Annotated in this window: 18 protein-coding genes, 1 tRNA gene and 1 pseudogene; 13 read left to right on the top strand and 7 right to left on the bottom strand. The window is 54.4% G+C overall.

What is annotated here, in order from left to right; all coding sequences use genetic code 11:
* Positions 1-11: 11 nt before the first annotated feature.
* The 3 genes and pseudogenes from waaA to CFter6_RS26350 all read right to left on the bottom strand — a co-directional run.
* Positions 12-1,334, bottom strand: a complete 1,323-nt coding sequence (waaA, locus tag CFter6_RS05175) for a lipid IV(A) 3-deoxy-D-manno-octulosonic acid transferase (RefSeq protein WP_236904532.1) — start codon at positions 1,332-1,334, stop codon at positions 12-14.
* Positions 1,331-2,212 carry a Kdo hydroxylase family protein gene (locus CFter6_RS05170; protein WP_061539015.1) on the bottom strand — a complete coding sequence of 294 codons (882 nt, stop codon included), beginning with the start codon at positions 2,210-2,212 and terminating at the stop codon, positions 1,331-1,333. The genes waaA and CFter6_RS05170 overlap by 4 nt, the downstream gene beginning before the upstream one ends.
* Before the next feature lie 95 nt (positions 2,213-2,307).
* Positions 2,308-2,819, bottom strand: a pseudogene (locus tag CFter6_RS26350) (transposase); the annotation flags it as partial.
* Between the two features lie 286 nt (positions 2,820-3,105).
* On the opposite strand from CFter6_RS26350, the gene CFter6_RS24905 reads away from it, so the two are divergent.
* From CFter6_RS24905 to CFter6_RS05105, 13 genes are all read left to right on the top strand, one after another.
* Positions 3,106-4,728 (top strand): DUF2142 domain-containing protein, encoded by a 1,623-nt coding sequence (locus tag CFter6_RS24905; RefSeq protein WP_082814606.1) that lies wholly within the window; start codon positions 3,106-3,108, stop codon positions 4,726-4,728.
* Positions 4,725-5,387 carry a hypothetical protein gene (locus CFter6_RS25495; RefSeq protein WP_150118639.1) on the top strand — a complete coding sequence of 221 codons (663 nt, stop codon included), beginning with the start codon at positions 4,725-4,727 and terminating at the stop codon, positions 5,385-5,387. Before CFter6_RS24905 ends, CFter6_RS25495 begins: the two co-directional genes overlap by 4 nt.
* A 57-nt stretch (positions 5,388-5,444) precedes the next feature.
* A complete protein-coding gene (locus CFter6_RS05165; protein ID WP_061539014.1) occupies positions 5,445-6,452 on the top strand; it encodes a glycosyltransferase family 2 protein in 1,008 nt (335 codons plus the stop codon).
* A gap of 9 nt (positions 6,453-6,461) precedes the next feature.
* Positions 6,462-7,595 (top strand): glycosyltransferase, encoded by a 1,134-nt coding sequence (locus tag CFter6_RS05160; protein ID WP_061539013.1) that lies wholly within the window; start codon positions 6,462-6,464, stop codon positions 7,593-7,595.
* A complete protein-coding gene (locus CFter6_RS05150) occupies positions 7,592-8,398 on the top strand; it encodes a class I SAM-dependent methyltransferase (RefSeq protein WP_150118638.1) in 807 nt (268 codons plus the stop codon). Before CFter6_RS05160 ends, CFter6_RS05150 begins: the two co-directional genes overlap by 4 nt.
* Positions 8,392-9,333: a lysylphosphatidylglycerol synthase domain-containing protein gene (locus tag CFter6_RS05145; RefSeq protein WP_061539010.1), complete on the top strand. Its 942-nt coding sequence runs from the start codon at positions 8,392-8,394 to the stop codon at positions 9,331-9,333. Before CFter6_RS05150 ends, CFter6_RS05145 begins: the two co-directional genes overlap by 7 nt.
* A gap of 520 nt (positions 9,334-9,853) precedes the next feature.
* A complete protein-coding gene (gene fdnG, locus CFter6_RS05135) occupies positions 9,854-12,922 on the top strand; it encodes a formate dehydrogenase-N subunit alpha (RefSeq protein WP_150118637.1) in 3,069 nt (1,022 codons plus the stop codon).
* A gap of 8 nt (positions 12,923-12,930) precedes the next feature.
* Entirely contained in the window at positions 12,931-13,893 is a 963-nt protein-coding gene (gene fdxH, locus CFter6_RS05130; RefSeq protein WP_061539008.1) for a formate dehydrogenase subunit beta, read from the top strand.
* Positions 13,890-14,531 (top strand): formate dehydrogenase subunit gamma, encoded by a 642-nt coding sequence (locus tag CFter6_RS05125; protein ID WP_061539007.1) that lies wholly within the window; start codon positions 13,890-13,892, stop codon positions 14,529-14,531. Before fdxH ends, CFter6_RS05125 begins: the two co-directional genes overlap by 4 nt.
* A 23-nt stretch (positions 14,532-14,554) precedes the next feature.
* Positions 14,555-15,490, top strand: a complete 936-nt coding sequence (gene fdhE / locus CFter6_RS05120) for a formate dehydrogenase accessory protein FdhE (protein ID WP_236904531.1) — start codon at positions 14,555-14,557, stop codon at positions 15,488-15,490.
* Entirely contained in the window at positions 15,491-16,948 is a 1,458-nt protein-coding gene (selA, locus tag CFter6_RS05115; RefSeq protein ID WP_061539006.1) for an L-seryl-tRNA(Sec) selenium transferase, read from the top strand.
* Positions 16,945-18,894 carry a selenocysteine-specific translation elongation factor gene (gene selB / locus CFter6_RS05110; protein WP_061539005.1) on the top strand — a complete coding sequence of 650 codons (1,950 nt, stop codon included), beginning with the start codon at positions 16,945-16,947 and terminating at the stop codon, positions 18,892-18,894. The genes selA and selB overlap by 4 nt, the downstream gene beginning before the upstream one ends.
* 19 nt (positions 18,895-18,913) lie before the next feature.
* Positions 18,914-19,009 (top strand) — tRNA-Sec (locus CFter6_RS05105).
* 6 nt (positions 19,010-19,015) lie between these two features.
* On the opposite strand, the gene waaC is transcribed toward CFter6_RS05105, so the two are convergent.
* The 4 genes from waaC to CFter6_RS05085 all read right to left on the bottom strand — a co-directional run bounded on the left by waaC (position 19,016) and on the right by CFter6_RS05085 (position 23,905).
* Positions 19,016-20,002: a lipopolysaccharide heptosyltransferase I gene (waaC, locus tag CFter6_RS05100; protein ID WP_061539004.1), complete on the bottom strand. Its 987-nt coding sequence runs from the start codon at positions 20,000-20,002 to the stop codon at positions 19,016-19,018.
* A gap of 24 nt (positions 20,003-20,026) precedes the next feature.
* Positions 20,027-21,415 carry a phosphomannomutase/phosphoglucomutase gene (locus tag CFter6_RS05095; RefSeq protein ID WP_061539003.1) on the bottom strand — a complete coding sequence of 463 codons (1,389 nt, stop codon included), beginning with the start codon at positions 21,413-21,415 and terminating at the stop codon, positions 20,027-20,029.
* Between the two features lie 190 nt (positions 21,416-21,605).
* Positions 21,606-21,926, bottom strand: a complete 321-nt coding sequence (locus tag CFter6_RS05090; RefSeq protein ID WP_061539002.1) for an H-NS histone family protein — start codon at positions 21,924-21,926, stop codon at positions 21,606-21,608.
* A 44-nt stretch (positions 21,927-21,970) separates the two neighbouring features.
* On the bottom strand, positions 21,971-23,905 hold the full coding sequence (locus CFter6_RS05085) for a polysaccharide biosynthesis protein (protein ID WP_061539001.1): 1,935 nt from the start codon (positions 23,903-23,905) through the stop codon (positions 21,971-21,973).
* Positions 23,906-23,939 lie beyond the last annotated feature (34 nt).

The raw sequence follows: 23,939 nt of genomic DNA, 5'->3' as shown, positions 1-23,939 counted from the left end.
TGTAGGCAAGATCAGATAAACGGCGCCAGCAAGGCCAAGGTGCGCGTGGTGGCGCCCCGATGCAGTTGCGCAAAATGAATGGCTCGCTCGCCCATTGCCTGGCGTTGCTGGCTGGCCTGCAATAGTTGCAGGGCTGTGTCCAGCATTTGGCCGACATCGCCCACCCGCTGCGCCGCGCCGGCAGCAATAGCCTGTTCGGTGATATCCGAAAAATTAAAGGTATGCGGCCCGATCAATACCGGTTTGCCGACTGCAAACGCCTCGATCAGGTTTTGCCCGCCCATCGGCAGCAGGCTGCCGCCAATAAACGCCACGTCGCAAGCAGTGTAATAGGCGAACATTTCTCCCATCGAATCGCCGACCAGCACCTTCACCTGCTGCCGCACCGCCTGATCGCCCAGGCCAGTGCGGCGCAATGGCAGCAATCCTTTTGCTCGCGCCATCTCCGCCACTTCATCGAAACGCTGCGGATGGCGCGGTACGATAATTGTCAGCAAATCGGCATAGGCATCGTCCTGGCTTCGTTTGGACAAAGCCTCAAGAATCAGTTCTTCTTCACCATCGCGAGTGCTGGCGCACAGCAGCACCGGACGGCTGCCGATCTGTTCCCGCATTGCCGCGCCGACAGCCAGCAAGGCCGGAGCCGGTGTAACGTCGAACTTAAGATTGCCGGTCACCTGCACATTGTCGCCGCCGAGCTGCCGCAGGCGTCCGGCGTCTGCTTCGGTCTGCGCGCCGACACAAGACATGCCGCTGGCAGCTTCAGTCATCAAGGTGGCAAAGCGTTTGCCGCGACGCAGGGAGCGCTCCGACAGGCGGGCATTGACCAGCGCCACCGGCACCTTGTAGTGCCCGCACTGGGCGATCAGGTTCGGCCACACTTCGGTTTCCATCAGCACGCACAGGACAGGCGAGAAATGGCGCAGGAAGCGGCCGGCCATCCAGCCGGTATCGTAGGGAAGAAAACACTGCAGCACACGCGGTGACTTGCCGAACAGAGCTTGTCCGGTTGCACGGCCGGTTGCGGTCATATGTGTCAGCAGGATGGCGTGCTCCGGATAGGCATCGAGCATGGCCGCAATCAGGGGCTCCGCGGCGCGCGTCTCCCCTACCGAGACCGCGTGCACCCAAAGGAATTTGCGCGACGCCAGCGACGACGCCACCGGCGGATAAAAGCCGATGCGCTCCGCCACATGCTGGCGATAGCCCGGTTCCTTGCTGCCGCGACGCCACAAGCGCAGCAAGACCAAAGGCATCGCCAGCCACCAGACTGCCGAATACAGCAAGCGGATACGCCATGCCCGTCCCGCATCAAACCCCGACGCAGCCTTCATTCGGTCAGCGCACGGCCGGTCAGGCGACGCAAGATCGCCAGCGGACTGGCGCCGGGATCGTACTGCTTGGCGGCCGGCAAGTGCAGGGTCTGCTCCATCATGTACTGGCCTGCCATCACCGCATGCGGCGTCTGGTCGGAAAAACATACCCATACCGAACCGGCGGCAAACGGCTGGGTCACTTGCGGCCCATCCTTCTGATATTCCGGGTCCGATTTCATGGTGTCGTGCAACTGCAGCATCAGGTGGTCGTACTCGCTGCGCAGCGACTTGGTGACATGCAAGGCCTGCAATACCTGGGCCTGCCAGCGCGAATAGGCTTTCACCCTCGGCAGGAAACGTTGCGCCACATCTTCGAAAGGCTCGCCGACCCGCCATACGCGCGGCACGCCGTCCGGATTGACGTTGGCGAATACGCGCAAGATGCGCTCGCCATAATTAGGGCGCGACGGGAAGGCATCGACGTGCAGGCGGCGATCATCGGCGCGCCACGACTGTGTGCGGGTTTCCACCTGCATCGGCCGGTAGCTGGTAGGCGCCATGCGCAGTTCGCTGCGGCTGTCGGCATACGCCGGGAGCAAGGAGTGGATCAGCTGCTGCGCTTGCGTCCGGAAACGCCCGATCATGTTCGCCAACGCAACCTGGTCGGCTGCATCGCCCAGTGCGCCTTTCAGCCTGCCGTTGGCATCCAGGCTGATATTGCGGCTTTTCGGGTCGCGGATCGCGGGTGTCAAGAAGCGCTGCTCGTCGGCAGTAAAAGTAAAACCAAGATGAGGGAAATACAGGACTTTTCCGGCTTCAAGCGCGGAAATCCACGCCGAATTGGGCGTGCCGATCTGCCAGTCGGCGATGTCGATTTCGAGAATTTGTTGTTCCATGGCCGTATTATGCCGCGTTGTCATCGTTGCGTGAATCTTCAGACCAGCTCACTGTCGAATAAATCAAAACTGCAAATAATTCGAAGCTATTCATTATTTCCTTTCTTTGACTGATGCATTTCCAGATCGCGTACCTTGTCAAGGCTCTTCGCCAATGGCGGTGCAACAATCAGCGCGGCATCGCCGATCGTCCCTTCCCACATGAGGAAGCCTTTGGCGGCAAGATGAGCGTTGATCGCCCGAATATCTTGCGTGTCGGGTCGTGACTCTCCGGCAAGCGCCGAAATTTCGACAATGTCGCCGCATCCGATGTCGACTCGTGATTAAAATCGATGCCGACAAAACCGCGGACGACCTGGCTGTCGTAAATTGCATCTTCGATACCTCCATCGGAAAGTCCGAAACACTGTTGCGCCGCGTACATCCGCAACATCAGCGCCAGCCAAATCGGCGGCTGGCCACTACCTTCTGCTTTCGGATAGAACGAGGCAATTTCAGTCCACAGCTCGGTCTACGGTGCTGCCGTATCAATCTCTGCCAGAAAGCGGTAGCGCCGCATCAATTTCTTCTTCGCCGCATATTTAAGATCCGAAAAACTCTTTTGTATGATCCCCTGCAGATTGTCGATTTGATGCAACTCTCTTAGCTACTGTTCTCATTGAAAATCGCGCGCCATCGAATAAATCAGCACTTCGCCAGAAAAATTGAATTTATCAGAAATAAACAATGAGGATCCATATGGCACACACAAAACAATACATTGAGATACAAAATAATACATGAAAACAATCTCAATTTTTTTCATTTTCCTTGAAAATCATACTTCAGTAATGCAAGTACTTAAAAAATAAATAAACCCTGTGATGTCTTATTTGTTCAAAACAAAGTGAAGTATGTTCTCAAATATACTTAAAAACTATCCAAAATCCATATTGCTTATTTCCTTGCTTTTTTTTATAAAAGCACTTTATCTTTCTTTTTTTGTAACGCCCTTTCCAGGCGTTCCCGATGAAATTGGACATTTCGCGTATGTTCAGGATATCGCATATGGAAAAGGAATTCCCATATTGAGTGCTCCATCGACTGGAAAATCGATTATTGGCTCTGATATCATGAAATATGTTGAGAAGACTACTAATGCACAACCTGCTTACAATTGGATTGCACAGCATCCCCCAATATATTATGTCGTTGCAGCAATACCATTGAAAATTGGAAGTTTTATCACTGACGATCCAGAGATATTATTTCGCCTACCTCGAATTGTGTCGGCCTTATCTGGCGCTTTGTTGCTATTAGTTTTATTCCGAATCTTCAAAACAATCGGACTAGATACATCACGATCCACTGCGATTGCTGCTGCCATTAGTTTTATTCCAATGGTATCGAATTTATCTTCTGGCACAAATCACGATATATTACTTTTTCTTTTCTGCGCGCTAGCTACCTTTTTTTTCACACGTTTCATTATCTATAACAAAATCAGAGATTCTTATCAATGCGCAATGTGGCTTACTATTGCGGGTGCAACAAAAATGATGACGCCTTGGGTTCTACTTATTCCCGTGATTTTCATTTTGATTCTGGAACTTCCAAAATCCAATCGAGCCCTTCATGCTTTAGGAGTCTCCCTAACTGCAGTATCCATGCCATTAATCTGGATGGTGCGCAATTTTATATATTTTGGCAATCCTCTTTATACATCGGGGACAGATAGAAAACCAGGATTAGATATACCGTTATCTCAGAATTTTCCTGATTTTATACATTTTCATCCAACGTTCGATACAGTCATCCATTGGTTTTACGGCATGTTTATTAGTTTTGGCCCCGGCCAAGAAAATTTTTATCTTACATACGATGTGCTACCACGTCATTTAAGATTTGTAATTGCCACAGCAGATAATTTTCCCTATACCGTTTTCTTGACAATTTTATTTATCGTAGCATGCATTTGTGTCATTTACATCGCGATGCTTATTCTACATATTTCAAAAAATGAAATATTGGCACATAAAAAAGAATTTTCACCCTTATTTGGAAATTTTTATTTTTTTAATCATCATAAGAAATTCCTATTTTTGATCGCAGGTATTTTTTTTGCTTTCATTTTTACAGCCTTTATTGGCTATACAAGTATTACTAATTTGAATTTTATTTTCTTTCTCATCATCCCCATCTCGATACTCCTCGGGATTGTGGCATGCTTTTTAATTTTCCACCCTAATAATGCCTTAGATAAAATTGCGATTTATGGGTTTATATTCACATTATTTTTTGGTTCTGTTTTTTTATATCATATTTATCAAGCTTATTTAACAGAAGGTCAAATTTTAGCAACACAAGGTAGATATTTTTATCCAATTATTCCATTTGCCCTTCTATCAGCTTCGATTGCACTAATGCGGTTGCGAGTTCCTGGATTGCTAATTAATATAGCAGTTTCTTTATTAGCATGCGCTGAACTTTTCGTCTATGTCCAGCAAGCTCTTCCATTTTATTTAAAATATTCATGATGAGATTTTTTAATTCATTCATAATTTTTCTTTTTTGGCTGATTTTCTTCCCGATTTTCATTTATATTTTTCTAAATGGCGATTATTCGAAAAAATACGAACATACTATTCTTTCTCCCCCAGAGATTTCGGAACAAACTCCGACTGGAGAGCTAACGACTGGGATTCGCTTCGAACAACCGCTCAATTGGAGCTGGATTAATACAAGACAATTGGGAAAATCAGATACCCTTTGTGTAGATTTATTATTGGCAAATTATAATAATCGGCGCAATATTGGCACTTTTGCGTTGACTCTGAAATCTGAAAATTTTTCACAACAGATTAAATTGAATGCGAGTCTGATACGCGACAATGCTTATCGACGATTCTGTTATGGGATTCTTTCTTTTAAGGATATTAGAAATAAGCCAGCTACTCTTATTCTTGAGGGAATTGACAGCCCCTCGGGAAAAGCTGTTTCGGCATGGATGACATCGGATATAACTCAAGGTAAGTTAATTCGTAATGGTTTAGTACTGAATAAAAGCTTGATATTTTCTATTAGCGCCATTACCGAGTCTCATAATAAATATGTAGGCACTATTATCGTGCTGACTCTGCTTTGCATCTTAAGTATTTCAGTACTGTTTTGGCCAAAAAATTTGGAATCTCATTGAAGATGGATAGTAAAAATCCCCCATGCAGATAATATTAAATTGAAAAATGGAACAAAATTGAAGCTTATTATTCAAATTCCCTGCTATAACGAAGCAGGAACGCTAGCCATCGCGCTTGCAGCCTTACCCAAGAAAGTTTCAGGGTTTGATAGCGTCGAATGGCTGGTCGTTGACGACGGTAGCGACGACGACACTATTAAGGTAGCCAAGGAAAATGGCGTTGATCATGTTGTACGCCATACTCGCAATCAAGGCTTAGCACGAGCATTCATGACCGGCTTGGAAGCCTCCCTGCACCTGAAAGCGGATGTCATTGTCAACACCGACGCTGATAATCAATATAATGCAGACGATATTCCAGCACTTACCGCACCTATTGTCGCCCATCAAGCCGATATCGTGGTCGGTGCACGCCCGATCGAAGCGATTGAACACTTTTCGCCAGTGAAAAAGATGCTGCAGAAATTAGGCAGCTGGGTAGTCCGTGTCGCCAGCAAGACGGACATACCGGACGCCACCAGCGGCTTTCGCGCCATCAGCCGCAGCGCGGCCCAGAACCTGACTGTTTTCAGCAGCTACACCTACACGCTGGAAACCATCATCCAGGCCGGCCAGAAGAACATGAGCATCATTTCGGTGCCAATTCGGGTGAATGGAGACTTGCGACCGTCACGCCTGGTCAAGAGCATCTCATCTTATGTAACACGGAGCGTAGTCACCATCGTACGGATTTTCATCATCTATCGTCCGTTTCGCTTCTTCGGGACGATTGGCGCCGTATTGTTCGGCGCTGGCCTGCTGATCGGTTTGCGCTTCATGTGGAAATACGTCGGCGGCGAAGGCGGCGGCCACATACAGTCGCTGATCCTTGCCGCTGTCTTGCTGGTAATGGGATTTCAAACCTTGCTGGTAGCTTTTTTGGCAGATCTGCTGGCAGCGAACCGCAAACTCATAGAAGATGTGCGTTTTCGGCTACGGGATGACAAAGGCGTGAACGCGGTACTGGATCATTCGATTGATCACGATATGCAATCAGTGCCGCCGTCCGATGACATCGCGGCTTAAGCAAACTCGATGAAAATCGTCCTGTGGGGTACTTATGACACCGGCAAGCCGCGGGTGAGGCTGCTGATCGATGGCATGAGGAAAAACGGCTTTGAACTGATCGAATGCCATGCAGATATCTGGAGCGGGATTGAAGACAAAAGCCAGGTCAGCAGCGTTTTCAGCAAACTTGCCTTGATGCTCCGCCTTTTTTTCCGCTATCCCTCCCTGATCTGGCGATATCTGCAATTGCCGGCCCATGATCTTGTCCTGGTCAGCTACCCAGGCTTGTTCGATGTCTTGGTCATCCGCTGTTTTGCCTGGCTGAGGCGCGCGCCGGTAGCATGGGATGTATTTATCTCGGCCTACGATACCGTGGTTGATGACCGCCGGCTGTTCAGTGTCCGGCACCCGGTTGCCCGCGTGCTATGGGGATTGGAGTGGCTCGCCGTCAGAGCGGCTGACGGGATCTTCATGGATACGGAAGCACACGCCAGACGCTTGGAACGACTCTTTCGTTTACCTGACGGCGAATGCGGCAAGGTATGGGTAGGCGCCGAAACAGAAAAATTTCCAGCTTCCCAGGTCGCACCTCCCCGACTGGGAGAACCCTTACAGGTACTGTTCTATGGGCAGTTTATTCCCTTGCACGGGATCGAATATATTGTGGAAGCTGCCGGTTTGCTGCGTGATGAAGAAATAGACTGGATATTGATCGGGAAGGGGCAGGAAACGCCGCGCATCCGCGATATGCTTGCCAACACCCCCTTGCCCCGCCTACGCTGGCTTGAATGGGTCTCTTACCCGGATTTAATTACCTGGATTCAGCAAGCGGATATCTGCCTTGGTATTTTTGGTACGTCCAAGAAAGCGGCCAATGTCATTCCGAACAAGGTCTTTCAAATTATTGCTGCGCAAAAGCCTTTGATTACACGGGATTCGCCTGCAATTCGAGAACTTCTGCGACATTCGCCGCCTTGCGTATCTTTGATCCCTGCGGGAAATGCGAACGCATTAGCAGAGATAGTGCTACAGCATACGGACAAGGTAAAGTGCAGGACAGAAACTGGCTGCCACGCAGATCTTGTAAATAGGATTGATGCGGTAGCCGTCGGAGTGCAATTTCGTGATTGGCTTTTAACTAAAAGAGATTTAAGCAATTGAAAACTACAATTGACCCCATATTTGGTCCCGCTGCACCTGAACTAGGCTGGATTCCTGCGCCACGATATCTGATGCGGCGTGACCGTATCCAAAACCTGCTAAGTAATGTTCCTGTGGGACGATTACTTGAAATTGGTCCAGGCGCTGCGACGCTGCTTGTTGAGTTATCGCAAAAAGGATTTCAATGCGAGGCATTGGAATTGTCTATCGAAGCACGCATCGTATCGAAAAAAATCGTTGAGAAATTTGACCAAAATATTCCACTTCACGCACTCCCTGATGCTAAATGGGAAAATTCTTTCGATGTCCTGTGCGCTTTTGAGGTGTTAGAACATATCGACGACGATGAGCATGCGTTAGCAGAATGGGTATCATGGCTCAAACCGGACGGACAACTATTATTGTCTGTACCTGCACATATGAAATTATGGAATGCACGCGATATATTTGCCGGGCACTTTCGGCGCTATGAACGCGATTCACTATTAGCCCTGCTGAAAAAAGCCGGATTAGAAGTAGAGGTATTTGAGTGCTACGGCTTTCCTTTAACGAACTTGATTGAAAGAGTAACAGCTCCAATCTATGCTCGTCGCATACTCAAAAACGCCCAAAGCGACGAAGCCAATCGCAAACAAAATAACGACCGCAGTGGTATTGATCGTAAGCCGGAAGTGGCGCTCTATCCTTTATTGCGCTCTCTACCTGGAAAGTGGGCAATCCAGTTATGCTACGCCATACAAAATAGTTTCATCAATACTGATTTGGGTAGTGGTTACGTAATCAAGGCTAAACGTAAATGCTGAAACAGATCTACCGCTTGTTCGGTATGGTTCTTGGTGTGTTGGCAGCCATTGTTTTTGTCGTATACGCGATCAAGACTTTGACCGTCCATGATCTCTCACAATACTTCACCGCCCATGCCTTGACAGGAATTTTCGCCGCCGCCGCGCTCTATACGGCCGTCATCCCGATAAGTGCCTGGGCTTGGAAACGTATGCTTACAGATATTGGCTGCACACATTCATCGGCGGAGTTATCGATGATTATGGGCATTACCCAGATCGCTAAATATCTACCCGGCAATATTGGACAACATATCGGTCGAGCGGCAATGTCGATGGCCCGCAATATCGCCATTCGTCCATTCTTGTTAACTGTGTTTTCGGAGACCTTACTCACTTTGCTTGCCGGCTTGATGATCGGCACGATAGGTGCATTTTTTTCACAAATGGGATTGGTCAATTTTACCTTTGGAAAACAGGCTATCCTTATACCAATACTAGCTGCACTATTGTTCCTCGTAATATTCCTTTATCCCCCCTTGGCACCGCGTTTGTTAAAGCACTTTTTCCCCAACGCGTCATTTAGTAACATATTGCCCCGGCCACCCACCTTGTTGCAAGCATTGGCGGCGTATAGTTTGAACTATATCATCATCGGAGTAGGGATTTTGGTGATAGCGACAACGTTGCTACCAGACATGAAACACGATTACATGTTACTAGTCGCCAGTTTTGCACTTGCATGGTTCGCTGGCTTTCTCACCCCTGGTGCACCAGCAGGTTTGGGTATCCGTGAGGTGATTATGTTGGGAATACTGTCTCACAGTTATCCAGGCTCAAGTGGTCTTTTGATTGTGGTTGGTTTTAGATTGACAACGATTTTAGGTGATACTCTTTGTTTTCTAGTGGCTTATTCGATGCTATTTTTTTCGCGGCGTGCCACAACTTCTACTTAGACGCAGACGCCTTGCAAAATACTTACAAGGCGTAAGATTGTTTGGTGCGAAGAAAAAATGCCGGCCTTGGAATCCCTCAAAAACTAAAATAGTCCCGATTAAAACCTGAGAAAAACAGTGAAATGGATAACACTCCCCTTCACCTATCTTTCATACCAAGGTTCTTGAGAGTGAAGCTGTTGAACGTGCTCCATGCGTTAAGAAGTAAATACCAGTCATCTGGCCCGTCGCAACAATTCAGTTTTGATGAATCGCACATCACAATTGCGCCAGATGTGCAGCCATCTCTAAATCTGGTGGCCGTGGTTCGGAAATAACCATCTTCCAGATGGAATTCTGAAATCCTCTTATAATTATAAAATTAGCAACAAATTGGACGCCTTGCCAAATTGAATTAGGTCGATTCACCATGCCAACCGGACGAATACATTTCCCGCTGTTGGCAAACAATAATCCATCCTATAATAAAACGGCATGCTCCGACGCGATTTGGCATTAATGCACAAAGAGAGGTCTACCCATGGTTCACATGTCAAGACGCCAGTTCCTTAAAACGACTGGCGCTACCCTGGCAGGTTCGAGCCTGGCGCTGATGGGATTTTCGCCGGCGCCGGCATTGGCGGAGGTACGCAGCTATAAACTGGCGCGCACTACCGAAACCCGCAACACCTGCCCCTACTGCTCGGTCAGCTGCGGCGTCCTGATGTACAGCCTTGGCGATGGCGCAAAAAATGCCAAGGCCAGCATCATCCACATCGAGGGCGATCCCGACCATCCGGTCAACCGCGGCACGCTCTGCCCCAAAGGCGCGGCGCTGCTCGATTTCATCCACAGTCCCAACCGCCTGCAATATCCCGAATACCGGGCGCCCGGCTCCAAGGAATGGAAACGGATGTCATGGGATGACGCCTTGAACCGCATTGCAACCCTGATGAAACAGGACCGCGACGCCAATTTTGTCGAAAAGACGCCGCAGGGCCTGACCGTCAACCGCTGGCTGACTACGGGCATGCTGGCGGCATCGGCCAGCAGCAACGAAGTTGGCTACCTGACGCATAAAACCATGCGCAGCCTCGGGCTGCTGGCGTTCGATAACCAGGCGCGTGTCTGACACGGTCCGACGGTGGCAGGTCTTGCCCCGACGTTTGGCCGTGGAGCGATGACGAATCATTGGGTCGACATCAAGAATGCGGATGTAATACTTATCATGGGCGGCAATGCAGCCGAAGCTCATCCCTGCGGTTTTAAATGGGTGACGGAAGCCAAGGCGCATAACAAGGCGAAGCTGATCGTGGTTGATCCGCGTTTCACGCGTTCGGCCTCGGTGGCGGATTTCTACGCGCCGATCCGCACCGGCACGGATATCATTTTCCTCGGCGGAGTGATCCGCTACCTGCTGGAAAAAGACCAGATCCAGCATGAGTACGTCAAGAACTACACCGACTTCACGTTCATCGTGCGCGAAGACTTTACTTTCGAAGACGGCATTTTCTCGGGCTACAACGCGGACAAGCATAATTACAGCAAGACCACCTGGGATTACGAGCTGGGCGACGACGGTTTTGTAAAGACCGACCGGACCCTGGCCCATCCGCGCTGCGTTTTCAACCTGATGAAAAAGCATTACGAGCGCTACACGCCGGAAATGGTGGAAAGCGTCTGCGGCACACCCAGGGAAAAATTCCTGAAGGTATGCGAAATGCTGGCATCGACCGCATCGCCGACGCGCGCCGGCACAGTCTTGTACGCACTCGGCTGGACCCAGCATTCGATCGGTTCGCAAATCATCCGCACCGGCGCCATGGTGCAACTACTGCTCGGGAATATCGGCATTGCCGGCGGTGGCATGAATGCGCTGCGCGGGCACTCGAACATCCAGGGCCTGACCGACCTGGGGCTGATGACCAACCTGCTGCCGGGCTACATGACGCTGCCCTCGGAATCCGAACAGGACTACGGCAAGTACATCGCCGCGCGCGCCAGCAAACCGCTGCGCCCGAACCAGCTGAGCTACTGGCAGAACTATGGGAAATTCCACGTCAGCCTGATGAAATCATGGTGGGGCGACGCCGCCACGGCCGACAACAACTGGGCCTTTGATTACCTGCCCAAGCTGGACAAGCCGTACGACATGCTGCAGGTGTTCGAGCTGATGAAACAAGGCAAGGTCAACGGTTATATCGCGCAGGGTTTCAATCCGCTGGCGGCGGCGCCGGACAAGGGCAAGATCGGCGCCAGCCTGGCCAAGCTGAAGTTCCTGGTCGTCATGGATCCGCTGGCCACCGAGACTTCCGAGTTCTGGAAGAACTACGGCGAGTTCAACGACGTCGACCCGAGCCAGATCCAGACCGAGGTGTTCCGCCTGCCGACCACCTGCTTCGCCGAAGAAGACGGTTCGCTGGTCAACTCCGGCCGCTGGCTGCAATGGCACTGGAAAGGCGCCGATGCTCCGGGCGAAGCGCGCAGCGACCTGGAGATCATGTCGGAGCTGTTCCTGAAGATCCGCAAGATGTATGTCAAGGACGGCGGAAAATATCCGGATCCTATCGTCAACCTGGCCTGGCCCTACGCCAATCCGGAGAGCCCGACCGCGGACGAGCTGGCCAAGGAATACAACGGCCGAGCACTGAGCGACCTGGCCGATCCCAAGGATGCGAGCAAGATCGTGCGCAAGAAAAACGAACAGGTGGCCGGTTTTTCCGAACTGCGCGACGATGGCAGCACGGCCTGCGGCTGCTGGATTTTCGCCGGCTGCTGGACCGAGACCGGCAACCAGATGGCGCGCCGCGACAACTCCGATCCGACCGGCATCGGCCAGACCTTGAACTGGTCGTGGGCGTGGCCGGCCAACCGCCGCATCCTGTACAACCGCGCCTCATGCGATATCAGCGGCAAGCCGTTCGATGCCACACGCAAGCTGATCGGCTGGAACGGTCAGAAATGGGGCGGCGTCGACGTCCCCGATTTCAAGGTGGATGAAGCCCCCGCCGGCGGCATGGGGCCGTTCATCATGAACCCGGAAGGCGTGGCGCGCTTCTTTGCCCGCGCCGGCATGGCCGAAGGGCCGTTCCCGGTGCATTACGAGCCGTTCGAAACGCCGGTCGGCTATAACCCGCTGTTTCCCAAGAATCCGGCGGCGACCAGCAACCCGGGCGCGCGGGTGTTTCCTGATGACCGCGCGATGTTCGGCAAAGCCGATGCCTTCCCGCATGTCGGCACCACCTACCGGCTCACCGAGCATTTTCATTACTGGACCAAACACGCGCGCCTCAACGCCATCCTGCAGCCTGAGCAGTTTGTGGAAATCGGCGAAGAGCTGGCGAAGGAAGTCGGCGTGGTCGCCGGCGAGCGTGTCAGGGTCAGCTCCAAGCGCGGTCATATCGTCGCCGTCGCGGTGGTGACGAAACGCATCAAGAAAATGATGATTGAAGGTAAACCTGTGCACCACGTCGGCATCCCGATCCACTGGGGTTTCAAGGGCGTGGCGAAACCGGGCTACCTTGCCAACACGCTGACGCCTGGCGTGGGGGACGGCAATTCGCAAACACCGGAATTCAAGTCGTTCCTGGTCAAGGTCGAGAAAGCATAGGAGAAGCCATGGCACTGCAATCATTAGATATAAAACGGGTATCCGCCACCACCACGCCGCCACCCGGCGTGCGCGAGCCGGTGACGGGCACCGTCGCCAAGCTGATCGACGTCACCAAGTGCATAGGCTGCAAGGCCTGCCAGACCGCCTGCATGGAGTGGAACGACCTGCGCGACGAGGTCGGCGTCAATGTCGGTGTGCTGGACAATCCGCCCGACATGACGGAGCATTCCTGGACCGTCATGCGTTTCTCGGAATATGAAAACCCGGACGGCAATCTTGAATGGCTGATCCGCAAGGACGGCTGCATGCACTGCGAAGACCCGGGTTGCCTCAAGGCTTGTCCTTCGCCCGGCGCCATCGTCCAGTACAACAACGGCATTGTCGATTTTCATGAAGAAAACTGCATCGGCTGCGGCTATTGCGTAACCGGTTGCCCGTTTGACGTGCCGCGTATTTCGAAGAAAGACAACAAGGCCTACAAATGCACGCTGTGCTCGGACCGCGTGGCGGTCGGCCAGGAACCGGCCTGCGTCAAGACCTGTCCTACCGGCGCCATCGTGTTCGGCACCAAGGAAGACATGAAGGAGCACGCCGCCGAACGTATTGTCGACCTCAAGGAACGCGGTTTCGACAAGGCCGGGCTGTATGATCCGCCAGGCGTGGGCGGCACCCATGTCATGTATGTGCTGCACCACGCCGACAAACCATCGCTCTATCACGGTTTGCCGGACAATCCGCGCATCAGCCCGCTGGTGGGCTTGTGGAAAGGCGCCGCCAAGCCGCTGGCGCTGGCGGGCATCGCCCTGACCGCGCTGGCAGGATTTTTCCACTATATCAAGGTCGGACCGAACGAAGTCTCGGCAGAAGACGAGGCGGCGGAACGGGAAGAAGCCGATGCCTCACGGCGCGGCGCGCAACTGCCAGCGCCGCACGGCAGCAATGTCACCTCGCAGGATCCGCCACCATGAACAATTCTGAACGAGACCTAAAAGAAGAAAAGATCCAACGCTACAACGCCAAGGAGCGCATCAACCACTGGATCGTTGCCATCACGTTTGTCATACTGGCGCTGTCAGGGCTGGCGCTGTTTCATCCAGCCATGTTCTGGCTCAGCTTCGTGCTCGGCGGCGGACCATGGACGCGGATCCTGCATCCATTCATCGGGCTGGTGATGTTCCTTTGCTTTGCGATATTGGCGCTGGGTTTCTGGCGGCACAACCTGGTCGAAAAAAACGACATCGCCTGGCTGAAAGGCATACGCGACGTAGTCAACAACCGCGAAGAAAACCTGCCGCCGGTGGGCCGTTACAACGGCGGCCAGAAGCTGTTATTCTGGATGATGATAGCCTGCATGATTGGCCTGCTGCTGTCCGGCATCGTCATCTGGCGCGCCTGGTTCTCCTGGATGTTCCCGATATTCGTCATCCGGGCGGCAGTTGTGCTGCATGCGTTGTGCGGTTTCCTGCTTATCGTCGGCATCGTCGTACATATCTACGCCGCGCTGTGGATCAAGGGAACGGTAGCCGCCATGACGCGCGGAACGGTCAGCCGCGCCTGGGCACGCAAGCATCACCCGGCGTGGTACAGGAAAATGACTGGCGAATAACGGGAATAAATAAAGGGATTACTTTGCAACGCATTCTCGAACCAGGTGAAATTGAAGCACTCGATCATAACGCTATTCCACGCATTCGCCTGCCGGAGCGTGCAAGCGTATTCGGCAATCGCGCACGACGCCTGAAGCAACTTGCAGCCGGCAACGCCATCGGCGAATACCTGAGCCTGATGGCGGTGCTGGTGGAAGCGCAACAACTGGCCCTGGACAAACTGGCCGGCGAACCGAATGACCATGCCCGGGACCAGGCCAGCATCAACCTCGCAAACGCGCATTTAATGCCGCTGATCCTGGCCACAGACCAGGCGCACAGCCCGCACTGGCAAGCAGTCCTGGCGCAATTGCTGGAGCACACCGCATCAACCGGCAACATCCCGGCAGCCGCAGCACAATTGATAACTCGCATCCAGCAAAGCAGCGCGAACCAACGCGACAGCCAGGCCGAAGCCATTTTGCGCGGCAACGTTGAAATCGTCGATCCGGCCACTGCACCGTTCTACACCGCGGCCTTGCAAGTCGTGTGCTGCGATCTTGTAACCCGTTTCAGCGAACGCGACGTACCGCTGCTCGACACACCCGGCCTGTGCCCATGCTGCGGCTCGCCGCCGGTCGCCAGCGTGGTGCGGATGGATGGACAGTCGCAGGGGCATCGTTATTTACAATGCAGCATGTGCGCCGCCGAATGGCATATGGTGCGCATCAAGTGCAGCCATTGCGACTCCACAAAAGGCATTGCTTATCACGTCATAGAAGGTGGCCCGGCAGCCGTCAAGGCGGAAACCTGCGACGAATGCCATAGCTGGCTTAAAATCTTCTACCAGGAAAAAGATCCCTTTATCGAGCCGCTGGCCGATGACCTGGCCAGCGTAACCCTGGACCTGCTGATGGGTGAAACTACTTACGCACGCCGGCGCGGCAACCCCTTGTTCTGGCAATCCATGGAGAATTGAATGGCTGCTGCAATCACGCCGGCCGGGGCGGCAGCTGCTGCGACAGCCTCTGCCAGCAACATTCCCTCGGTGGACCGGGTCTTGAACCTGGCAGATATCAAGCCATTGCTTGCGCTGTATGGCCGTACCCAGCTGGCTGCAGCGCTACGCAAACACCTGGACAAGCTGAGAGCCGATGCCCTCGCGGGCAAACTGATGCCGGCAGACGTGGATGAATCGCAGCTGATCGACATTCTTGAGAAACAACTGGCAGCTGCCAGCCGGCTGCACCTGCGCGCACTATTCAACCTTACCGGCACTGTGCTGCATACCAATCTCGGCCGCGCCCTGTTGCCGGACGAAGCTGTACAGGCGGTGGTCAGCGCGCTGACATCTCCCGGCAATCTCGAATTCGACCTGGAAACCGGCGGCCGCGGCGACCGCGACAGCCTGGTTGAAGATGTCCTGTGCGAACTGACTGGCGCCGAAGCCGCCACCGTGGTCAACAACAACGCCGCCGCGGTGCTGCTGATGCTCAACGCACTGGCGCAGAAAAAAGAAGTCATCGTTTCGCGCGGCGAGCTGGTCGAGATTGGCGGCGCATTCCGTATTCCCGACATCATGCAGCGCGCAGGTGCAAAGCTGGTGGAAATCGGCACTACTAATCGCACTCATCCGGCGGATTACGCCAACGCCATCACGCCTCGCAGCGCGATGCTGATGAAAGTCCATTGCAGCAATTACGCCATCAGCGGCTTCACCCGCAGCGTGGAAGTCAGCGCACTGGCGGAACTGGCGCAGCCGCACGGGCTGCCTGTGACCGTCGACCTTGGCAGCGGCACCCTGGTGGACCTGACGCAATGGGGTTTGCCCGGAGAAACCACGGTGCGGGAAACCATCCGCCAAGGTGCCGACCTGGTCACCTTCAGCGGCGACAAGCTATTGGGCGGGCCGCAAGCCGGCCTCATCGTCGGCCGCGCCGACCTGATACGCCGCATCAAGAAGAATCCGCTGAAGCGCGCACTGCGCGTCGGCAAACTCACCCTGGCCGCGCTGGAACCGGTGCTGCGGCTATACCTGGCTCCGGAATTCCTGGCGGAACGCTTGACGACACTGCGCCTGCTTACCCGCAGCCAGCCGTCGATCAAAGCGCAGGCCGAGCGCCTGCTGCCCGCGCTGCAAAGCTTACTCGGAACGCACTATACCGTCTCCGCCGAAGCCATGTTCAGCCAGATCGGCAGCGGCGCCCTGCCCGTCGATCAATTGCCTAGCCACGGCCTGGTGGTTCGTGCCGGGAATGCCGCCAATGGCGGCAAGCGCCACGGCCGCGCGCTCGACAAGCTGGAGAAAGCCTTGCGCCAGCTGCCGCGTCCAGTCATAGGACGGATTGCCAACGACGCGCTGTGGCTGGACTGCCGCTGCCTGGAGCAGCAGGACGAAGCCCTGTTCAGCACGCAGCTGCAAGGCCTGTCCATATGATCGTCGGCACCGCCGGGCATATCGATCACGGCAAGACTACACTCATCAAGGCGCTGACCGGTGTCAACACCGACCGCCTCAAGGAAGAGCAGGCCCGCGGCATTTCGATCGAGCTTGGTTATGCCTACACCCCGCTGCCGAACGGCGAGGTGCTGGGATTTATCGACGTGCCCGGCCACGAACGCCTGGTGCATACGATGGTGGCCGGCGCGTCCGGCATCGACTTCGCGCTGCTGGTGATCGCCGCCGATGATGGTGTCATGCCGCAGACTCGCGAGCATCTGGAAATCCTGCAATGGCTGGGCATCAGCACCGGTGCAGTGGCATTGACCAAGACCGACCGCGCCGATGCTGCACGCATGACAGAAGTCACCAGCGAAATTCGCGAACTGCTGGCGGCCACCAAACTGGCCGACGCGCCAGTCTTTGCCGTCGCGGCACATCATGCGCAGGATGCCGGAACCGCCGCCCTGCAGCAGCATTTGCATGAGGCCGCACAGCACATGTCGCCGCGCCGCGATGACGGCCTGTTCAGGCTCGCCATCGATCGCGTATTTACCCTCGCCGGGCACGGCACCGTGGTGACGGGAACCGTTTTCTCCGGCCAGGTCCAGCTTGGCGATCACCTCGCATTAATGCCGGCCGGCGATACCGTGCGGGTGCGCAGCCTGCATGTGCAAAACCGCCCTGCCGCCAGCGGCCACGCCGGGCAGCGTTGCGCGCTCAACCTGACCGGCATCGACAAGGATGCCATCAAACGCGGCGACTGGCTGGCTGCTCCGTCCGCCATGACCGCATCGACCAGGATGGATGTGGAACTCCAGCTGTCGGCCCATGCCGGCGTATTGCTGCGCAACCGTTCTCCGCTGCACGTGCACCTGGGCACCTTGCATCAAGTCGCCCAGGTCGCGCTACTGGACGGAAATACGATGATGCCGGGCAGTCGGAGCAGGGTGCAGCTGCTATTCGAATCTCCTGTCTGCGCCATTCCCGGCGATCGATTCATCGTCCGCAATGCGCAGGCAAACATGACGATAGGCGGCGGCCACGTGCTGGATCCGCTTGCTCCGGCGCGCAAACGCCGTGCGCCGGAGCGCCAAGCCTGGCTCGACGCCATGCAGCTGATGCTGGATGGGGCCGGCGTCAGCGCCTTGCTGCAAGCCGCTTCGCCCGGCGGCATGCGCCTGTCCATGCTGATGCAGCTCAGCGGATTGCCAGCCACTGCGTTGCAATTGCCGGAAGGCGCGCAATCCATTGCGGTCAATTCGCAAGAACAAGATAATTTTGTCATGCTGCCGGCCCAGTGGCAGTCCCTAAGAACACTGGCGGTAACCGCACTCACGGATTTTCATGCGCGTTTCCCCGACGAACAGGGCGTGGATGCAGCGCGCCTGCGGCGCATGGCGCTGCCGGCGCTGGACAATGCACTGTGGCAGGCAGTCATCGGCTCGCTCACCAGCGACGCGATGATCCAGCGCAGCGGACCATGGCTGCATCTGCCGCAACATGCGGTGTCGCTGTCTGACAGCGAACAGGTGTTGGCGCAGCAACTGCTGCCGGCGCTGGCAGCGGCTGGATTCGATCCGCCCTGGGTACGCGAGCTGGCGCAAGCGCACAAGATTCCGGAGGAGCAGGTACGGCAGCTGCTGCGTAAATTGCTGCAGCAGGGGCTCGTATATCAAATTGAGCGCGATCTGTTTTATCACCATGATCGCGTGCGTGAGCTGGCCGCGCTGCTGGCGGGCCTGGCAACTGAAGTAAACACTGGCGCAACTGCCGGAGTGAACGCAGCGCGCTGGCGCGATGCCACCGGACTGGGACGCAAGCGCGCCATCCAGATCCTGGAATTTTTTGACCGCATAGGTTATACGCGCCGGGTACGCGATGCGCATGTATTGCGCGATGGCGCCTGGCCGGGATGGCATGGAAGTGCTGAATCAGGATAAGATAGAGCGCCAGAACCAAGGAAGGCACACGTATCCGGTGATGCGGCCGGGCTTCAAACCCGGTGGGGGGCGCCAGTCGCTCCCGGGTAGGTTCGACTCCTGCTGCCTTCCGCCAATCAGCTTATGCCGCTAGCTGGCCAATTGCCTGCGCAACTTGCTCCACAGTGGGCGGTGCCCCGAGTTCTCCCAGGTTGACGATTTGCGGTGACCAGTTGCCTTCGGTTTTCCAGCGGGGCGAATCGCAATACAACTCGATGGTTGGACGATTAAAGGCAGCGGCAATATGGGTCAGGCCGGTATCGACGCCAATCACCAGCGCGGCGCGCTGTGCCAGCAACACCGCTTCCATCAGCGGCAATTTAGGCAACACACGCGCATCGCTCATCTGGCTCGCCAGCTGTTCCGCATTGATCTTTTCGGCATCGCTGCCCCAGGGCAGCAGCACCAGCAACCCACGTTCGGCAAGTACCGTCGCAATGCTTACCCAACTGCTGTTCGGCCACTGCTTGGCAGCACGCGCCGTGCCGTGAAAAAAAACCGCGTATGGCGCGTCCGGCAGCCATGCAGGAGAGTCAGCAGGCGCCATGGCGAGAGGATGCATATTGAAATCGGCGACGCCCTCGACACTGTAGCCGAGCGCTTTTGCCGCTACTTCGCGGGCACGCAATACCGCGTGCGTATGCAAGCCGACCTCGACGCTCCTAGTGTGAAATATGCGCGACAGCGGTTCATAGCCTGATCCCTCGGTCGCATTCGCCAACCCGACCCGCTGGCCATCCAGAGCAAGCCGCGCCATGCGCATTACCACGCTGGTTTTCAGTAAACCCTGGGTATCGAACACGACGTCATAGGCATCCAGTTTGAGCTGTTGCCTGAAATGGGAAATTTCCGCCCGCGTGGCGGCTGAGAACAAGGTCTTGCGCCAGCGCCTCAAGGCAATCGGAATGATACGGCGCACGTCGGGATTCATGCGCACCAGGCCGACATAGCCCTCTTCGACCACCCAGTCGATATTCGCATCGGGATAATGACGCCGGATGTCCGACACCATTGGCATGTTGTGGACCACGTCTCCCAGCGAGGAGACACGGACGATCAGGATGTTCAAACCGGAACCAATTCGTGGAGCCGGTTAAAAAGGCAGCGATGCATCAGGCTTGGCGGCCAGGATCACCCGCTTGAATTCCGATTGGATCCGCGCCAGCGCCTGTTCCGACTCCGCCTCGAAACGCATCACGACCACCGGCGTGGTATTGGATGAGCGCGCCAGGCCGAAGCCGTCCGGATATTCGACACGCAGGCCGTCGATCTTGATGATGTCGTCGGCGCCAGGGAATTTCGCCTCGCCTTGCAGTTTTTCGATCAGGCTGAAGTTCTCCCCTTCCTCCAGTTTCAGCTGCAGCTCGGGCGTGCTGGACGATTGCGGCAACGCGTTCAGCACCGCCGACGGATCGCTTTCGCGGCTCAGCAATTCCAGCAGGCGCACACCTGCATACAGGCCGTCATCGAAACCGTACCAGCGGTCCTTGAAGAACACATGGCCGCTCATCTCGCCGCCGAGCGGCGCGCCGGTTTCCCGCATCTTGGCCTTGACCAGCGAGTGGCCGGTCTTCCACATCAGCGGCTTGCCGCCGTGTGCAGTGATCCACGGCGCCAGGTGGCGCGTGCATTTGACGTCGTACAGGATCTCGCGGCCCGGATGGCGCGTCAGCACATCTGCCGCAAACAGCATCAGCTGCCGGTCCGGGTAAATGATCTGGCCATCCTTGGTCACCACGCCGAGGCGATCGCCGTCGCCATCGAACGCCAGGCCGATTTCGGCATCGGAATCTTGCAGGGCGCGAATCACGTCCTGCAGGTTTTCCGGATGCGCCGGATCGGGATGGTGGTTGGGGAAAGTGCCGTCCACTTCGCAGAACAGTTCCTGCACCTCACAGCCGAGCGCACGGTACAGTTCGCCGGCAAAGGCGCCGGCGACGCCGTTGCCGCAATCGACCACGATCTTCATCGGCCGCGCCAGCTTGGTGTCGCTGACAATGCGCTGCAGATAAGCCTGCCTGATGTCGTGCTGGCGGTAGCTGCCGCTTGGCACCGAGATCGTTGCCTCGACGCTGCCGCTGTCGATGGCCTGGTACAGCTGCTGGATGGTCTCGCCGTATATCGCCTCGCCTGCCAGTACCATCTTGAAGCCGTTATAGTCAGGCGGATTGTGGCTGCCGGTGACCATGATGCCGGACTGAGCGCCCAGCACATGGGTCGCGAAATACACCATCGGCGTCACTACCACGCCCAGGTCGATCACATCCACACCGGCGTCGCGCAAACCGGCCGCCAGGGCGGTCGCAAGCTCGGGGCCGGACAATCGGCCGTCGCGGCCGACAATGACTGTTTTTTCACCCTTGGCCCGGGCAGTGGTGCCGAAGGCCTGGCCAATCTGGCGCGCGATGCCGATGTCCAGAGTTTTACCGACGATGCCGCGAATGTCGTAAGCCTTGAATATGGATTTTGAGAGTGGGAGCATGATTTTATGGTGGGAGAATATGGCTGTTCACAGCACAAGAAGCTTGTGGCCAACGCGTTGTTTGCACGCCATTTCCAGCGCCAGCAAGCCAGAAGACGCATGCCGCGTTCTCAACATGCGTCTTCGGTTCAAACATCCGCTATCAAATCATTGCCACTTGCGAAAAAGGGCAACGAGATGTTTTCAGCTGTTATACGCGTATGGCATCCAGGGACTGGCCGGATGCAACCCAATCCTGAACCCATTTAGGCTGACGGCCACGACCGGTCCATTGCAGCGACGCATCCGACGGATGGCGATAACGGACCGCGACTTTGACCTTGGAAACTGTAGTTTTCCCGCGCGATTGCGCGCCGAGCAAATCTTGCAGGGAGATCCCGGCGCTTTGGGCAATCGCCAGAATCTGCTCGCGTGCCTTGATCTGTTCTTGATGCTCGCGATCTTTCAAGGCTTGCTTGACTTGATCCTGCAGTGCTCGCAATTCAGCTACTGTCAATCCAGATAAATCCATACTACCCCCGATAAATGAAATTTAATCAAATACTGTTTCGTCAATTAATGGAGCACCGCCCCCCCAGCATTCGGTAATTGACGTTTAGCACGCCATATAAAATCCTCGATGCCACATTGCGGCGAATATTCAGCGACTGTCCGCAATAATAGATCACGCACTTCTTCATAGGCAAACCTAGTACAGGCATCGTCCAATTGACTCAGCAGATTCTCCAAAAGAGGCCAAGGAATCTCCACTTCTTGTGCCCGCATGATCAATGGATGCTCCGTGCCTTCGACATTCTCCCCGATCAAAAGCTCTTCGTACAGTTTTTCGCCGGGTCGTAAACCAACATGGTTGATTTCTATCGTGCCGTCTGGCGTCAAATCGGACAGCACCTCTAGCCCGCTTAAGTGGACCATTCTAGTTGCCAGGTCAATGATCTTTACCGGATCGCCCATATCCAATACAAAAACATCCCCCCCTTGTCCCATGGCGCCAGCCTGCAGCACTAATTGGGCCGCTTCAGGGATTGTCATGAAATAACGAGTGATTTCGGGATGAGTCAAAGTAATCGGCCCTCCCCCCATGATCTGCTTGCGAAATAGTGGCACTACCGAACCGGATGAGCCCAGCACATTACCAAAACGTACCATGCAGAATCTTGTTTGCGATGCGCTCTTGGCTTGTCCACGAGAAAATGCCTGCAATATCAGTTCAGCAAATCGTTTGGTAGAACCCATTACGTTAGTGGGCCGGACAGCCTTGTCGGTCGAAATCAATACAAATGACTTGACCCCGGAAGCCATAGCGGCTTTAGCCACACTTAGCGTACCAAATACATTATTTCGTATACCTTCGATCGGATTATGCTCGACCAAAGGAACGTGCTTGTAGGCAGCCGCATGATATACAGTTTCGACCGAAAATGTCCGCATGATGCGTGTGCATTTTTCAGTTTCCAGTACTGAACCCAAAAATGGCAATAACTCAATGTCAAGGCTCAGATTCCTTCGCAACTCACTCAATTCCTGCTCAATCGCATATAGGCCGAACTCCGACATTTCTAGCAAAATCAAACGCGATGGCCGCTGTCGCATAATCTGGCGACAAAGTTCTGATCCGATCGAACCTCCGGCTCCAGTTACCAATACACATTTATTCACGATACAAGCAGAAATCAACTCCGGATTAGGTTCGACTGGATCACGTCCCAATAAATCCTCGATCTCAACTTCGCGAATATCTTGCACTCTCAATTCCCCGTTAATCAGACTCTTAATAGGCGGTGTAACTTTAATCTTGACCTTGAGCGGTTCGAGTTTATCGAGAATATATTTTTGCTGTAACTTACTCAATGATGGCATTGCCAGCAAAATCTCTTTGATTTTGTAGCGTGCAATTAAATTCGGTAAATCGTCAACAGCAAAGACTTTAATCCCGGTAATCGTTGCTCGATACAACTCTTTTTTATCATCAATAAATGCAACAGGCAAATATTCATTCCCAGCACGAAGTGCGCTTGCCAGCTGGGTTCCCGCCTGACCGGCACCATAAATTGCCACAGGCACCGCTCCGTTAGTGCCGCTGACGCGCAACAGATAACCACGTGCTAAAAAACGGCTTGCAGCCACATACAGAATTGCACTTACCCAATAAATGCCAAAAACCGCACGAGAATAGCCTGCGGTCTGAGTGAAAGTCCCAATGGCGCCAAGAGCAACCACAGAAAGCGTTACCCCAAACACCACTACATATACAATCTTGTGATCAATGAAGCGAATGACAGCTCTGTACAATCCCAATTTGATAAAAATCGGGATCGAAATTAAAGGGGCTGCCAAAATCAGCAAGCCATACTGATGTAAAAGCCAGCTACTCAAACCATCGTGACGTAACCATATTGCCAAACAGAATGTCAGCGGCAACAAGATAAAATCTGCCGACGCCGCGATTACTTGCTTATGAAGTCGTGATAAACCAATAAAAGAATTCATATCATTAATTCAATAAGTCAAAACTGTTGGGAAA

It is taken from the genome of Collimonas fungivorans, from assembly GCF_001584145.1.
GTDB lineage: Bacteria > Pseudomonadota > Gammaproteobacteria > Burkholderiales > Burkholderiaceae_D > Collimonas > Collimonas fungivorans.
This window is presented reverse-complemented; position numbering and strand designations above follow the sequence as displayed.